Annotated in this window: 16 protein-coding genes; 10 read left to right on the top strand and 6 right to left on the bottom strand. The window is 66.9% G+C overall.

Translation table 11 applies throughout. From position 1 onward, the window contains the following. Positions 1-8 precede the first annotated feature (8 nt). Positions 9-632: an METTL5 family protein gene (locus ACV7GQ_RS08645; protein ID WP_470313108.1), complete on the bottom strand. Its 624-nt coding sequence runs from the start codon at positions 630-632 to the stop codon at positions 9-11. Between the two features lie 86 nt (positions 633-718). Beyond that, positions 719-1765: a diphthamide biosynthesis enzyme Dph2 gene (dph2, locus tag ACV7GQ_RS08640; RefSeq protein WP_470313107.1), complete on the bottom strand. Its 1047-nt coding sequence runs from the start codon at positions 1763-1765 to the stop codon at positions 719-721. Between the two features lie 92 nt (positions 1766-1857). Between dph2 and ACV7GQ_RS08635 the strand changes: the two genes are divergently transcribed. The 5 genes from ACV7GQ_RS08635 (at position 1858) to ACV7GQ_RS08615 (ending at position 6751) form a co-directional block, all read left to right on the top strand. Further along, positions 1858-2256 carry a YlbF/YmcA family competence regulator gene (locus ACV7GQ_RS08635; protein WP_470313106.1) on the top strand — a complete coding sequence of 133 codons (399 nt, stop codon included), beginning with the start codon at positions 1858-1860 and terminating at the stop codon, positions 2254-2256. A 163-nt stretch (positions 2257-2419) separates the two neighbouring features. Next, entirely contained in the window at positions 2420-3736 is a 1317-nt protein-coding gene (locus ACV7GQ_RS08630; protein ID WP_470313105.1) for an MFS transporter, read from the top strand. 32 nt (positions 3737-3768) lie between these two features. Further along, entirely contained in the window at positions 3769-4599 is an 831-nt protein-coding gene (locus ACV7GQ_RS08625) for an MBL fold metallo-hydrolase (RefSeq protein WP_470313104.1), read from the top strand. An 82-nt stretch (positions 4600-4681) separates the two neighbouring features. Next, positions 4682-5815, top strand: a complete 1134-nt coding sequence (locus ACV7GQ_RS08620) for a zinc ribbon domain-containing protein (RefSeq protein ID WP_470313103.1) — start codon at positions 4682-4684, stop codon at positions 5813-5815. 39 nt (positions 5816-5854) lie between these two features. Beyond that, the gene (locus tag ACV7GQ_RS08615) at positions 5855-6751 is read left to right on the top strand and encodes a phosphoribosyltransferase HisG-related protein (RefSeq protein WP_470313102.1); all 897 of its coding nucleotides are present in this window, start codon (positions 5855-5857) and stop codon (positions 6749-6751) included. Between the two features lie 12 nt (positions 6752-6763). Here ACV7GQ_RS08615 and ACV7GQ_RS08610 read toward each other — a convergent pair whose 3' ends face one another. Beyond that, entirely contained in the window at positions 6764-7351 is a 588-nt protein-coding gene (locus ACV7GQ_RS08610) for a DUF7344 domain-containing protein (protein ID WP_470313101.1), read from the bottom strand. 306 nt (positions 7352-7657) lie between these two features. Between ACV7GQ_RS08610 and ACV7GQ_RS08605 the strand changes: the two genes are divergently transcribed. The 3 genes from ACV7GQ_RS08605 (at position 7658) to ACV7GQ_RS08595 (ending at position 9522) form a co-directional block, all read left to right on the top strand. Beyond that, positions 7658-8182: a DUF7344 domain-containing protein gene (locus ACV7GQ_RS08605; protein WP_470313100.1), complete on the top strand. Its 525-nt coding sequence runs from the start codon at positions 7658-7660 to the stop codon at positions 8180-8182. Between the two features lie 351 nt (positions 8183-8533). Further along, positions 8534-9103: a metal-dependent hydrolase gene (locus ACV7GQ_RS08600; protein WP_470313099.1), complete on the top strand. Its 570-nt coding sequence runs from the start codon at positions 8534-8536 to the stop codon at positions 9101-9103. A gap of 68 nt (positions 9104-9171) precedes the next feature. After that, positions 9172-9522 carry a HalOD1 output domain-containing protein gene (locus tag ACV7GQ_RS08595; protein ID WP_470313098.1) on the top strand — a complete coding sequence of 117 codons (351 nt, stop codon included), beginning with the start codon at positions 9172-9174 and terminating at the stop codon, positions 9520-9522. A 51-nt stretch (positions 9523-9573) separates the two neighbouring features. On the opposite strand, the gene ACV7GQ_RS08590 is transcribed toward ACV7GQ_RS08595, so the two are convergent. Next, on the bottom strand, positions 9574-11715 hold the full coding sequence (locus ACV7GQ_RS08590) for a PGF-pre-PGF domain-containing protein (RefSeq protein WP_470313097.1): 2142 nt from the start codon (positions 11713-11715) through the stop codon (positions 9574-9576). Between the two features lie 188 nt (positions 11716-11903). On the opposite strand from ACV7GQ_RS08590, the gene ACV7GQ_RS08585 reads away from it, so the two are divergent. After that, entirely contained in the window at positions 11904-12269 is a 366-nt protein-coding gene (locus ACV7GQ_RS08585) for a DUF5658 family protein (protein WP_470313096.1), read from the top strand. A 7-nt stretch (positions 12270-12276) separates the two neighbouring features. Here the strand turns inward: ACV7GQ_RS08585 and ACV7GQ_RS08580 are convergent, their stop codons facing one another. Then, complete coding sequence (locus ACV7GQ_RS08580; RefSeq protein ID WP_470313095.1) at positions 12277-12801, bottom strand: HTH domain-containing protein; 525 nt, start codon at positions 12799-12801, stop codon at positions 12277-12279. A gap of 556 nt (positions 12802-13357) precedes the next feature. Here ACV7GQ_RS08580 and ACV7GQ_RS08575 point away from each other — a divergent pair. After that, positions 13358-13720, top strand: a complete 363-nt coding sequence (locus ACV7GQ_RS08575) for a DUF7344 domain-containing protein (RefSeq protein WP_470313094.1) — start codon at positions 13358-13360, stop codon at positions 13718-13720. Between the two features lie 8 nt (positions 13721-13728). On the opposite strand, the gene ACV7GQ_RS08570 is transcribed toward ACV7GQ_RS08575, so the two are convergent. Next, positions 13729-14730 carry a GNAT family N-acetyltransferase gene (locus tag ACV7GQ_RS08570; protein ID WP_470313093.1) on the bottom strand — a complete coding sequence of 334 codons (1002 nt, stop codon included), beginning with the start codon at positions 14728-14730 and terminating at the stop codon, positions 13729-13731. Positions 14731-14965 lie beyond the last annotated feature (235 nt).

Genomic DNA, 14965 nt, shown 5'->3' with positions numbered 1-14965 from the left:
GCCGCCGCTCAGTCCCAGCGGATGCGGAATACCTCCGCGGTGATGGTCCGGGTGGCCTCGTCGTGGAAGTCGAACTGCTTCGGGAGCGCGAACTCCGTCTCGAAGGCGTGGGTCACCTCCCCGCCGTTGTCGGCGGCGAACGACTCGACGAACGCCCGGCTCCCCTCGTTGTGGACGGAGTAGGAGACGGCGGCCACCTCGGCGGCCGTCGCGAGGAACTCCCGGTCGGCGTGTTCGTTGCCGGACTGCGCCCCGAACGGGGGGTTCATGACGACGGTGGTGTCCTCGGGCGGACAGAGCGGGGCCTGGGTCGCGTCCGCGCGCACCCACGAGACGGACGTCGTCGACCCGACCTTCTGCTCGTTCTTCCGGGCCGTCGAGAGCGGTGCGGGGTCGATGTCGAGGCCGACGACGGTGTCGGGGCCCCGGAGCGCCGCCCCCAGCGCGAGCATCCCCGTCCCGCACCCGAGGTCGACGACCGTCCGGTCCTGGATGTCGCCGTGGAGGTCGGCCGTGTGGACGAGGTGGGCCGCCAGGTCCGGCGGCGTGCGGTACTGTTCGAGACTGGCCTGTGGATCGTCGAACCCCGCGACGACACCGAGTTGCTGGGCGAGCGCGCTCTTTGTCGGCATCAGCGGCAATACGCCAGAATCATGCAAAAATGTTTGCAAATGTCTGATGGTAATTCGACGCCCGCGTCACCGACCGACCGGGTCGGTCACCACGTGCCGTGGAAGGTGTCGAACTCCAGGTCCTCGAGGTCGCGCTCGCCGATCGCTATCTCGTACTCGCCGGGCGTGAGCATCGGTTTCTTGAACTGCGGGCCGTCGTCGGTGGTGATGCGCGGACACCCGGTGTTGACGTAGGCGTCCATCCCGAAGTTGGTCAGGCGGTCCGGCGTCACCTCGTCCATGGTGATGAGGTAGGCGTCGTCGTTGTTCTCGACGATCTCCTGGGCCTTCTCCCAGCGTCCCTGTCCGATTTTCGTGCAGAAGATGACGCCCCACGTCTCGGCGTCCATCGCCTTGTGGACCGAGGCGTAGCGCTGTTTCATGAACTTCTCCGTGTCGGCGACGGTCAGCGCGTTGTTCACCGGGTCCGCGATGACGACCTTCTTGTCCGGATGCTCCATCGCCAGTCCGAGCGGGTGGAACTTGCCGCCGCCGACGTAGAGAATCGTGTCGGCGTCGACGTCGGCCGAGGCGTAGTTACAGCCCAGCACCTGCCCTTCGTTGGTCAGGCGCTCGTCGCCCTTGCGGACGTGGACCTCGTAGCCGCGCGCCTCGAGCCACGACCGCATCTCGTCGAACTTGTTCATGTGCTGGGCCGTCGTCACGAGGCCGACGTCGGGGTCCTCGTCCGGGTCGGGGAGTTCCTCGGCCTCGGCCTGCTCCATCATCGGGAAGACGTCGACGTTAGAGAAGAGCGGGACGTAGATTATCTTGTCCGACTCCTTCATCGGGGAGTGACCGAAGTGGACGAACACGTCGGTCCGGCGCATCAGGTAGGTGTCGAGGTCGCAGGCGCCGTAGCAGGGCTGGCCGGAAATCATCACGGAGACGTCGTCGGGGAGTTCCGCGCGCAGGTCGTCGGCGACGGCGGGGCCGCGTCGCTTCAGCCCCTCGGGGAACTGCAGTCCGACCGTGTCGGCGTCGCGCTCGTCGACGGCCTCGACGATGCGGTCGAGTTCGTAGTCCCACTCGCGGTCGTGCTTGAGCGAGAGGCCTGTGTTTCGGAGGTCGCCCTCGGTACGCTCTTGGCTCATTGGGACCGCTTACTTCCTCGCGGGGTAAAACCTCCGCGCTTCGACCCGAGGTTTCGGCAAGCCTATACCGCGCGAGTCCTAACCAGACGGCGATGAGCATCGACAGCGACACCGCCGCCGACCCGACCGGCGACCGAGTCGACGAACTCGCGACGGAGTTCGGCGAGGCAATCGCCGAGCTGCCCGTCTACCAGCGGTTCGTCGAGGCGAAAGAGGCCGTCGAGAACGACGAGGAGGCCCAGGCGGCCATCCAGGAGTTCGAACAGATTCGCGAGGAGTTCCAACTCGCCCGCCAGACCGGCCGCGCGAGCCAGGAGGACCTGCGCGAACTCCAGAACGCACAGGAGGAGCTCCACGACATCCCCGTCATGAGCGACTACCTCGAGGTCCAGAACGAACTCGAGCTGCGTCTGCAGGAGCTCAACGAGATTGTCTCGGAAGAACTCGCCGTCGACTTCGGGCAGAAGGCCGGCGGCTGCTGCGAGGACTGACTCGACACCGCTGATTCGGCACTCGAAACCACTTTTCGCGACCGGACTGTCTCTCCCGACAAGTATCTCCCGTAGCGATAGCTGTCGACCATCCGGCTACGCTGTCTGAACGTTTGACGAGACAACACAACCCATATTAAACCGGCCGGGAGAGAGTCGGTCTGTGCGCGAACTGCTCTCCAACGGGACCTTCCTCCGGCTGCTCGTCGGGCGTCTGGTCACGAACGCCGGCGACAGCATCTACTACGTCGCCGCGCTGTGGCTGGTCCACGACCTCGGCGGGTCGACGTTCTACACCGGAGTGGCCTCCTTCCTGCTGATGCTTCCCGGTCTGCTCCAGTTCCTCGTGGGACCGCTCGTCGACGACGTCGAGGTTCGCTGGGCGCTCGTGGTCTCGCAGGCGATACAGGGGCTGCTCGTCCTCACGGTCCCGCTCGCGGCGTGGCTCGACGCGCTCTCGGTCGAACTGGTCCTCGTCGTCGTTCCGCTGGCGTCGCTCGTCAACCTCGTGACCTACCCGGCCCAGTCCTCGGCGCTCCCGCGGGCGGTCGACCGGGACGACCTCTCGGCGGCCAACGCGGTGTTCAACACCGCCCACGAGGGCGTGAACATGACGTTCAACGCCGTCGGCGGGGTCCTGGTCGGGATGGCTGCCGTCGGGGCCGTCGGCGCCTTCCTCGTCGACGCGGCGACCTTCGGCGTCGCGGTCCTCCTGTTCGTCGGGCTGACGCTGCCGGAGCGGGACGCATCGAGCGAGGCCGACGCGGCGCCGGCGACCGACGGCGGCGCGACCGACGAGGTCGACGACGCGGAGACGCTCCGGGAACGGACCGCTCGGTACGTCGAGGACTTCCGCGAGGGACTCACGTACCTGCGTGGCACGGCGTTCGTCCCGGTCCTGCTCCCCCGAGTGCTCGTCAGCTTCGCGACCGGGATGCTACTGGCCGTCCTCCCGGCCTTCGCGGCGTTGCGAGGCGGGTCGGGGCTGTACGGGGTCCTGCTGTCGGCGCTGGCGGCGGGCGCGCTCGTCGGGTCCCTCCTCTCGGCCCGTCTCGACGGGGTCCCGTACGGCTACCTCATGCTCGCCGGGACGGCGGTGACGGGTGCGGCGTGGGTCGGCGCGGGACTCGCGACGTGGACGCCGGCCATCGTCGCGTGCTTCGCGCTGGCCATCGTCTACTCCGGGGGCAACAGCGTCCTGTTCGACACGCTCGTCCAGACCGTCGTCCCGGAGGACAAGGTGGGCCGGGTGACGAGCTCGACGTCGACGCTCGAGGGGGCGGCCACGCCGTTCGGGTCGCTCGTCGGCGGGGCCGTCGCCGCCGTCGTCGGACCGGTGCCGCTCGTCCTCGCCGTCGGCGCCGCGAACGTCCTCGCCACGGCCTACGTCGCGCTCTCACCGTCGCTTCGCTCGCTGCCCGCCGTCGCCGACGTCGAGTACGGCGACCGGCGCATCGAGCAGTTCCGCGACGGTCCGTAACGACTTAGCCACGCCCCCTCGCAGTCGGCAGTATGACGGTCGATTCAGACTGGGACGATTGGCTCCTGCGTGCTGTCGAAGACGCCGACCCGGACGGACTGGCCATCTGGTATCTGGGCTGCAACGGCTTCGTGCTCAAGACCAGCGGCGACACGACGGTGTTCGTCGACCCGTATCTCGGCATCGGCGACCCGCCGCGGACCGTGCGGATGATTCCGGTACCGTTCGACCCGTCGGAGGTCACCGAGGCCGACGCCGTCCTTGGGACCCACGAGCACACAGACCACGTCCACGGTCCGTCGCAGGCCCCCATCCTCGCGGGCACCGGCGCGGACTACTACACCACGGACAGCGGTCACGAGGTCGTCAACGCGGAGGACTGGGTGGACGAGTGGTCGGTCACCGACGACCAACTTCACGAGGTCACCGAGGGCGACACCCTCGACATCGGCGACCTGACCGTCCACGTCGAACCCGCCAACGACCCCGACGCCGAACACCCCGTCTCCTACGTCTTCGAACACGAGTCCGGGACCTTCTTCCACGGCGGCGACGCCCGTCCCGGCGACTTCGAGGCGGTCGGCGAGGCCTACGACATCGACCTCGGCGTCCTCGCGTTCGGTACCGTCGGGATGATTCCCGACAGCGACACCGGCGAACCCCAGCGGACCAAGTGGTACAACGACGAGAACATGATTATCGAGGCCGCCAACGAGCTCCAGCTGGACACCCTGCTACCGAGCCACTGGGACATGTGGAAGGGGATGACTACCGAACCGACCGTCCTCCACAACCACGCCAACAGTTTCGCCTATCCGGCGTCGCTGGAGATAGCCGAAATCGGGGACCGCGTCGACCTCTGAACACTGTCCGCAAGTTGTTGGTTTATCGTCAGGTGAGACAGACGAAGTACCTTTATTAGTGGCGGGGTACGCAGTGACATACATGAGTGATTCGCAAGCGTACGAGGAGGTTACTGTCGCCTCGGATGGGGTCACCGTCACCAAGCGGTTCGAGGCCGACGAGTTCCCGGTGCCCGCCATCGCGTTCAACGTCCGGTCCCAGCGCTCGGAGCCGGTCACCCTCAGACTGGTCGACACCGTGCCGGAGGACGTCGCCGTCGAGGACCTCGGGTTCCACCCCGAGTACGGGTCGGAGTACTGGGACATCAACGACGACCGCATCGCCTTCGAGAAGGAGATAGAACCCGACGCGGACTACACGACTGTGTACGGTATCCGTGCCACCGGGACCGAGGACGTCGAGAAGTTCCTCACGGAACCGTCGGTGGAGAACGTCGACCCGCCGCTGGACGACGACGCCGACATCGTCGGCAGCGGCGACGACGCCGTCAAGGACGTCATCGCGGGCGAGAGCGACAGCGTGCCGGGACTGGAGGACGAGGCCGACGAGGACATCGAGACGCTCGACCTCAAGGACCCCAACGGGAAGGGCACTGCCGGCGGTAGCGAGGGCGCGGCGGACGCGGACGACAGCGAGGGGAGCGACGTCGACGTCGAGACGGGCAACGTCGTCGCGGCGATGGCAGAGGAGATCCGACAGAACAACGTCTCGGCCGACGACGTGAAGCTGCTCAAGCGCGCGCTCGACGCCGTCTCCGAGGACGACGAGGACGAGTCCGCGGGCGGCGTCAACGAGGCCCGCATCAAGCGCATCCAGTCGGACGTCGCCGACCTGCGCGCCTACACCGACGCGCTGGAGGAGTTCCTCGACGAGAACGGGACGGGCGACGAGATGATAGCGGAGTTCTCCGACCGCCTCGACGCCTTCGAGAGCGAGCTGGCGACCTTCGAGGACGACATCCAGAGCGCCAAGTCGGCGGCCGAGACGGCGACGGAGGACGTCGAAGCCGTCGAGTCGACCGTCGACTCGATGGACGACGAGCTGGACGAGATGGAGTCCCACCTCGGCGACCTCGAGGCCCAGATAGAGGAGGTCCGCGAGGAGATCGGCGACGGCGAGATCGACGAGCGGCTGACGGACCTGGAGGCGGAGATCGACGACCTGAAGCAGTGGCGCGAGCAGCTCTCGTCGGTCATCGGTGGCGGCGGCGACTAATCGAACTGGTTTTATTCGTCCCGCCAGTGGACACCGCTAATGACGACGACCAGAGTGGCCGTTCCCCGGAAGGGGCGGCCCCTCGAGGCGGTGCTGGAACGGCTCGCCGCCCGAACCGGGACGACCGAACTGGCGGACGACATCATCTCGACCCTGCGCTACGAGAAAGCGATCACCAAAGGCAACCAGACCGCCGAGGCCGACGTCTACCATCGTCTCGCCGACTACTCCAGCCTCGACGACCCGCACCGGCCGGAGTACACCCTCCTCCGCGACGACAGGGACGGGATGCCCCGTCGCGTCGTCTTCGACAGCGTCACCGTCCCGACCGACCACGGGGACGTCCAGCTGATCGGACGCGAGGAGCCGTTCCGCGCGCTCCGCACCCACGAGTTCGCGCTCGGGTTCGACAGCGCCGACCTCGTCCTGGAGGAGGTCGTGCAACTCCGTGACGACGCGCTGACGAGCATCGCGGAGATAAACGACCGCATCGACCCGCTGGACACGGACGTTCGGGTCGTCACGGGCCTCGGCGATACGGTGTACCACACCCTGCTGGCGACGCCGGAGGTCGTCGACTCGCAGGACCGCACGCTCGACCGGCAGTTCGTCCGGGACTACGAGGGCGAGTTCTGCATCTCGCCGCGGTACGAGCGGCTCGTCGAGGCCGTCCTCGGGACGGCCGCGCTCGACGGCATCACGTTCACGTATCCCGAGAACGGCAACGAGGAGGAGGCCGACATCGCGGCCACCGGCATCGGCGTCTACCTGACGGTGACGGGGTCGACCGCGCGGGACCACGACCTCGAACTTGGCGAGCGGCTGTTCCCCAGCGAGACTGTACTGTTGGAGAACGCGCGCGAGCGCGACGCGACCACCGAGGACGTCGGCGAACTGTTCGCCGAACCCGAGGAGACGGCGCTCCAGTCGGTCTGAGCGACGCGCCCGCTATCGCTCGCAGGCCCAGTGGAGGACCGAGCAGGCGCCGACGGCCAGCAGGACGGCGACGGCGACGTACGTGGTCGATGCGGCCGGCAACAGCACCCTCTGTGCGATGAGGGCCCCCGCTCCCGCGAGCACGACGGCGACGTAGTACCGATACCACGCCCTCGACGCGCCCGCACCGTCGACGTAGCTGGTGACCTCGTCGCCGGCCGGACCGAGCGAGACGGTCGCAGCCTCGCGGTCGAACGACACGATATCGAGGTCGTCCATCTTCGGGAGGTGGCTCTGGTGCAGCGAGACGTACACCCGCTTTCGCTGTCGCTCGGTCAGCGATTCCGGCGTCGTATCGTTCTCGATAGCAGCGACCTGTTCGGCGAGTGAACTGACCGGAACCGACTCCTCGGGCGGGAGGACGCCGAGGGTCGCGCGGCGTCGGTCGTTCCGGAGGACGTCGAATATCGCTCCGTCGTCCAGTGACCCAGAACCGCTCGAACCGGCCCGGTCGTCACAGAGCGTCCGAACGACGCTGGTGTCGCCTGTCCGCGCGTCCTTCGAGTCCACGTCGTGGTGGCCGTCTTGCTGGTCTGTCACGGGTTCGGAGGGCCGCAGTTCCTCGGGTAGCGGTCGACGACGATGCTGTCGTATCCATTACCTGACAGTCGACATATATAGTTCTTTCTCGTATGCTTACTGTTTCCGAGGCGCTGACTCGCCGGTTCGGGCCGGCCAGTCCCGGTCCCGAGGGGGACCGTTTAACCTCCCGCCGAGGCGAGTAATCTCCCATGTCTCGGGGGTAACGACGCTGTAACAAATGTGTATCCGACGCTCGGTACGGCCGTGTCGTCTCTGACGACAGCCAGATGAACCGTCTACTCACCAACCGCGGCGACGGATGCGATGGAACAAAACAATACAGAACTCTCACGCGACCGTGTCTTCGACATCCTCAGTAGCCCTCGCCGTAGATACGTGCTCTACTTTCTCAGGACCGAACCGAACCCGATACAGTTGACCGACCTCGCCGAACACGTCGCTGCCTGGGAGAACGATACGACGGTCGAGGACCTCTCGACACAACAGCGCAAGCGCGTGTACGTGTCTCTCTACCAGACGCATCTCCCCAAGCTCGCCGACGCGGGACTCGTCAACTACGACGACGAGTCGGGCGAAGTGTCCATCGCCCGAAAGGCGTCCGAGATCGACCCGTACCTCGGCGACCAGCAGGAGGAGCCGACGTGGTACCTGTACTACCTCGGCCTCGCCGTCGTGAGCACGCTGCTCATCGTCGCCTCTGCGCTCGGGCTGGGAATCGGCCAAGGAGTAGTCGCGGTGGTCGTCGTCGGCGCCTTCGTCGCGTTGACCGCGGTCCACGCGGTGTACCGGTGGCGTCAGCGACCCCCACCGTCGGAGTTCAGCGAGTGAGCCACACTCGGTGACTACTCCTCGTCTTCGGGGAGTAGTTGCTCGGGTGTCCGCAGGTACGTCGGCGTGTTCGCGAACTCCACCATCCGTTCCAACTCCTGGTCCGTGATATGTCGGGGCATCACACACCCGACCACCCCCTGTTCGGGGTTAGTAATTGTGTCTATAGCTTCGAGAATGAACTCTATACTCGCGGCGACAGCCCGCGGGTCGGCGGCACGAGCGGCGAGGGCGAACCGCCCGACCGTGGCCGTTCTGTCCGCTATACGACCAGTATAACAATAGGGGGAACGGCCCGAGCCCAGGCCGTGAGACAGACCAGTGGTGCGTTCGGGTGGGGTGCATAGCTCGATGTGGCCGTGGGAACATCTCGCCGTCGGCTACCTCCTCTACTCGCTGCTGGTGCGGGCGACCGGTCGGTCCAGGCCGCGGGGGCTCGACGTCCTCGCCGTCGGTCTGGGCTCGCAGTTCCCCGACCTCGTCGACAAGCCGCTCGGGTGGGGGACGACGCTGTTGCCCTCCGGGACGTCGCTCGCCCACTCGCTGCTGTTCGCGGTTCCGATCGCGACGGTCGTCGTCCTCGTCGCCGTACGGTACGGCCGGTCGTCGGTAGGGCTCGCCTTCGCGGTCGCGTACCTCGCACACATGCCCAGCGACGTGGTGTACCCGCTCGTGCTGGGCGAGGAGCTCCGACTGGGGTTCCTGCTCTGGCCGCTGGTTTCGGCCGAGCCGATGCCGCCGACGGACGTCTTCGCCCGCGTCGGTCACCTGTTCACCGACTTCGTCGGTGCTGTTTCGACCGGCGCTGCGCTCAGGTTCCTCCTCCTGGAGGCGTTCCTGCTCGGTGCGACGCTGCTCGTCTGGCACGCCGACGGCCTGCCGGGACTGGACCTGTTCAGACCGAGACCCACCGACCGGTGACGCGTGCGGCGCCGTCGACCGTCTGACGGAGGTTTTAATATGTGTCGTTCCGTCGACAGTGGTAATAGATGTCACAAGAGTGTGGGGACTCTTCGAGCGTGGGGCCGACCGGGGAACAGCGAGCCGGGGACTCGGGGGGCGTGGAGGAACGTCCCACGTACGACCCGACAACCGACGCGTACCTGACGACGTTCTCGCCGACCGACACCGCGGCGAGCATCGCCGTCGTGGCGGCGCTGACCGACATCCGCCACTGTTCGACGGCCGACCTCGAACCTCTCTACGACGCGGTCGATACCGACGCGCTCGACGCCCTCGTCGCCGCTTCGGGGCCGTCGATAGAGGTGCGTTTCTCGGTAGACGGGTTCGACGTCCTCGTCACCGGTGGCGGGCGTCTCGAAGTGACGCCCCCGGAGTGAGTCGGGCCGTCAGAAGGTTCGGACGAGACGGGTACGCCCGGACACGTACCGTCAGTCTCGTCGGCTGCGTGCCGTCAGGAGCGCGAGCGCTATCGCCACCAACGCGAGGAGGACGCCGAACCCGGCGCCACTCCCGCCCGTGGTCGTCGTCTCCGTAGCCGTCTCGCCTTGAGTCTGTTCCCCGTCCGTCGAGACGGCCTCGACAGTGAGCGTTCCGACCGACGCGTCACCGACCCCGACGTCGTGGGTCCCCGCCGCCGGTGAGATGGACGCACTGACGGTTCGCTCGCCGCCCGCCGGGACCGCCACCGACCGTTCGGTCACGGTCTCGCCGTCGACGGTTATCGGGACCGTCCGCTCGATCTCGGCAGAGCCGTCGTTCCGGACGGTCGCACGCACGGTGACCGTCTCGTCGGCACCGATACTCGACTTGGAGAGCGACCCGGTCGTGCTGACAGGGTCGACCGTCCCCACGGCCAGCGTCGAGAACTGCGTCGTCTGGGCGCGGTAGGTGACCGTGTCGGCGTTCGACCCCACGCGCGTCGTCCGCAGCGGTTCCCAGTCGCCCGTGGCGTCGTCGTACCGGTAGAGGACGACGTTCGCCTCTGCCGTGTCACCGAGTGCGGCCCGGTCGACGGCCATCGTCACGGTCCCGTTCTGGACCGGTGACGCGCTGGCGTTCCCGCCGGACTGGAGCGACGGGCGGAGGACGTAGCCCTCGGCGACCGACACGCCATCTGCCGGCGGCCCACCCGCGGTCAGGTTCCGCGTGCGGGTGGCTTCGAGCCACAGCGTCCCGTCGCCGGTCGAATCGATGGACACCTCGCGGAGCGTCACGTCCGCAGTCCCCATCTCGAAGGTGAACTGCACTGGCTCACCGGCCGTCGCGTTCGGCTCGAAGCCCATCTGCGTGTCGTCGTCGATGGCGACCGTGTTGCCCTCGGGGGCCGTCGGTGGGACGACCGTCAGCGCCGTGGTGGACCCGTTGCCGAGCGACAACTGGTGCTGTCCGGTCCGGTCGGGGACTACCGTGGTCGTCACGGTGCGCTTGCGATACGGTTCGACGGTCACGTTGAGCCGCGCCAAGGCCTCTCCGTCGACGAGGACTGGCCGCTCGAAGGTCCCCGTCTGGTCGCCGTAGTTCGCGAGGGTGACAGTGTACTCGACTGGTGACCCCAGGGTCGCAGACGTTCGGTTGAGCCCGGCATCGAGGATACGGAGGTCGGACTCCGCGGGGCCGGCCGACCCGTGGCCGCTGTCGCTGTGGTGGTCGCCGTCGTCCCCGGAGCTGGAATCCGTCGAGTTGGTCCCCTCGGTCTCCGCCTCGTCGACGTCCGTGGCAGTCTCGTTCTCGGTGGCGTTCGTGACGTCGGTGGCGGTCAGTTCGTAGGAGAACTGGCCGCTGAAGTCACCGCTCGCGACGACGACCGTGTGGGGCAGGTCGTTGCCCAGCGTGTACTCGACGGTCGCGTCGCGGCCGGCGTACGGGGCGACCTCCTGGGCGACGATTCGGTTGTTCGGTGCGACGAGGTACAGCGCCGAATCTTCGGACGATGACAGCGTCAGCTCGACTGTCTGACCGACGTTCCCGCTGAGCTGGACCTCCTCGTACCGACCGTTGTACTCGGCTCGCTCGTCGTTCGTCTCGTCGACGGTGCCGACGACGGTGTCGCCGACGCTCATCTCCAGGTCCTCGTCCTCTTCGAGTCGTTCCAGGGAGAGCAGATACTCGAAGGTGTCTTCCGGGAAGTGACTCGTCACCTGTATCGTGTAGGTGCCGTCGGATGGGAGTCGCTGTGTAATCTCCGAGTTGTTCCCCTCGCCGCCGTCCTCGTTCTTGGCGACTCGCTCTCCGTCCGGGCCCACGAGGACGAGCGAGGTGTCAGTCGGCGCGTACACCTCGATGTCGACGAGGTCACCGGCTTCACCTTCGAACGAGACCGGTTCGTAGTACCAGTCCCCGCTGTGGCTGTTCTCCGTGGGGTTCGACCGTATCGGGTCGACGGGGTCGACCGCACCGGACACCGTCTCGCCGTACGCAATCTCGCGGGTGTCGTCCGTCGCTGGTGCGGAGGCGACGACACCCACCCCTGCGATCGGACCGACGACGGCGACGAGGGCGACCGCCACTACTGCGACCAGACGGACGACCCGCCGTCGACGGACCGCGTTCTGCTGTGTCTGTTCGGACATCACTGCGAGAGTGAGTAGACTGCAGTATAGTTACCCACTCCGTACGAGAGGGCTGCGACCCGAGCCCCAGTCTATCCCGAATTTTGCACCGATTCGTCCCATAGGCGGCCGTTTCTGGCGGTAATCGCGTCCTTCTAGCCGGGCGGCCGTCGGTTACTCGGTTCGTTACCATACGGCGTGCAGCGCTGGTGTCACGAGTGGCGTCCGACTTCACGACAGAGGTGGCGTTCGTCGAGGAGTGTGGCACGGACCTCGACCACCTGCTCTGGGGCGTGGTCGTCGTCGCCTCCGCGGCCGACGTCGTCCTGACGCTGATCGGTGTCTCGATGTGTTTCAGCGAGGCCAACCCCGTCGCGCGCGCGGCGCTTGACACCGCCGGGGGCGCCGGGCTCCTTGGGCTGAAGCTAGCCGCACTGGGGGCCCTGTTCGCCGTCTACCGGCGGGTCAGACCCTCCTACCGACGAGCGGCGCTGACGGCGTTCTCGCTGCCGCAGCTGTTCGCCGTCGGTCACAACAGCCTGTTGCTCGTGCAGTACGGGCCGGCCTGTCTCTGAGTCGCGATCACTCGTCCGCCAGCGCGCGCGAGGACACCGACGCGCTGCGGGTTCGTTCGAGCACCGAGATGGCGTCTTCCGGCGTGTACGCTACGCCGTCGACGAGACAGGGGAACACGGCGACGAGCTCCTGCTCCGCGTAGAGCGCCAGACACCGACACGGCGGGACGATACGTCGGAACGACTCGTCGGCGAAACTGGAGGTGACCTTCGTGATCCGGAAGAACGGCGAGATAGAGATGCCGCGTTTGGCAGCGAGTGCGTAGAACTCGCCGATGGTCGAGACGATGCGCTGGCCGCTACCGACGTCCGCGAGCACGCTCCCAGTACAGATGCTATCGCCCCAGACCAGCAAATCGACGTCGGCCAGCGTCCCGTCCTCGGCGAGTCCCGACAGTCGCTCGACGAGGGCGTCCTGCTGTCGCTTGCTCCCCACGGGCGCCAACGAGTGGACGAACACCTCGGCGGTGAGCGGCGTCTCCGTCGAGGGCAACAGTTCTTCGAGGGGGGTCGCTGACTCACCTTGACTCATGTCTCACACGTAGCGATGCCCGGAGTGATGTATTAAATACACAGGACGCTTTGAGGCATAAGACCGCGTTACGGCGGCTACATGACGTGATAACCCGGAATAAGGCTGCGTTGGGGGAGAGCGGACAGCGCAGCCGGGACGACGGCGGCCGCCGCCTCGTGTGGCCTGAGTGGGGGTGGGGTGGGTGAGTTGGCAAGGGATGGACCGGTGTGGGCCAGTACGCGCAGGTGTTCGCTCTCCCCGCGTCGAAGCCGACGGCGTGGCCCGGTATTGTTATTCCGTGGTTAGCGGCGGTAGGGCGCGTGACTGGCGGTCGTCGGCCGCGAACGCCCGCCGTCGTATCCGCGCCCAGCACCCGTGTGTCGGCCAGAAGGAAGTGCATAACTACCTGAGCGACAGCGAGTTGACTGGTGTGATGTTCGCACTGAAACGGTTCCTCCTGATCGGCATCGGTCTCCTCACGGTCGGACTTGCTTACCGGACGATACGGTCGGTGCGCGGCGGGCAATGAGCGACGGCGTACCGCCTCGCCAGACCACGCCCTCCGCACGCAGCCATGACGGGTGAGGACGACTCGTCGCCGATGGCCGACGCGGACAGCGACACCGGCCTGCTACCCGATGCGGAGTGTATCGAGCTCCTCTCGTCGAACCGGCGGCGCATCCTGCTGCGAGCGCTCGTCGACGCCGACGAGCGCGAGCACTCGCTGGAGTCGCTGGCCGCGACGGTCGCACAGACCGAACAGGGGACGGACCTCGCCGACGTCTCGACACACCGCGTCGGCGTCTCGCTCCACCACGTCCACCTCCCGAAGCTGGACGACGCGGGCGTCCTCGACTACGACAGGGAGGCCAACACCGTCCGGTTCTTCGGCAACGAGCGCATCGAGACGTGGTTAGAGACGATGCGGGACGACTGAGTGGTAGCTCACTTGAGCCGTCGGTAGAGCCGAGCCATCGCGCCGAACCCGGGCGCACTCCGCTCGAGCGAGTGGTAGCGGGTCAGCGTCGGGGCGAACTTCGACTTGTAGCGTGACAGCCGCGGGTTGTTCGCCCCGACGAGGTCGTACGCTCCGACCCCGCGTGCGGACGCGTCGCGGATGACGTACCAGTGCAGCAGGTCGTTGATGTCGTATTCGAGGTCGGTCTTGACCGTCCCCTGCCAGCCGTACGCCCGGCGGCCGTCGTCGAGCACGAGGCTCCCGCCAGCGAACACGCCGTCGATGGTACAGACGTAGGGGCGGAGGTAGCCCTCCGGCAGCGCCTCGTAGAGGTCCTCGACCAGCTCGATGGTCACGGGGAACTCGAGGTCCTGTTCCGCGTGCCGGTTGCGGACCTGCGTGATGATGCTCCGCGCGGCCGCGTGTCCCGACTCGGTCACCGTACAGGCGTCCTCTGCCTCCCTGACGTTCGACCGGGCGTCGCGACTGAACCGGTCGAACAGCGCGTCCGGGCCGGCGTCGAGGTCGACGACGTAGGTGAACCGCGGCGTCTCCTCGAACATCTCCCAGTCGAACGGGCGCGTGTCGGGCGTCGTGATGGACGTTCGGACGTGGACGTACCGGGGGGCGTGGGTCCGGTCGAGCCAGTCCAGACAGCGCTCGACGAACCGCCGGCGACGGCGCTCGATAGAGTTGGACTTCATCCCGGGGCTGGTCAGGATGACGGGCCCGAGGTAGCTCACCTTCAGGTCCGGTGGTGGCGAGAAAGCCGTCGTTATCGGTCCCTTCTCGATGGTGAACAGCGGGAACAGCCCGACGGGCTCCTGGCCTTTGTACCCTATCAGCGGGTGGAACGCCGCGTCGGCGTGGTCGGCGAACACCGAGAGCGCCTCGAAGCGATGGAACGGCGTCCGCTCGTCGGTGCGCTCCAACGTGTCGTTCCAGACGTCGCTGTCGCTCTCGTCGAGTGCGGTTATTTCCAGGCTCATGGGTCCATCCCTCTTCGTATCCCCCAGTTCCGGAGACCGGTAGGCGCCAACATCGCTCGCTTCGTAGTGGCGACCACGGGGGGTAAGTTATAGCCAGCCTACCTCCGGACGCAATCAGCGTCCCTGCGGGCCGTCGAGGCGGCCGTTCCGGGGGTACGGACGCCATAACAAAGCGACGTACCCGGAAAGCCCGTACCGAACAATGTCTGGGGTTAGCGTTCTGGCGACCCGTGCG

It is taken from the genome of Haloarcula sp. MBLA0163, from assembly GCF_055632435.1.
The sequence above is the reverse complement of the archived record's forward strand: the minus strand, read 5'-3'. Positions and strand labels throughout refer to the sequence as shown.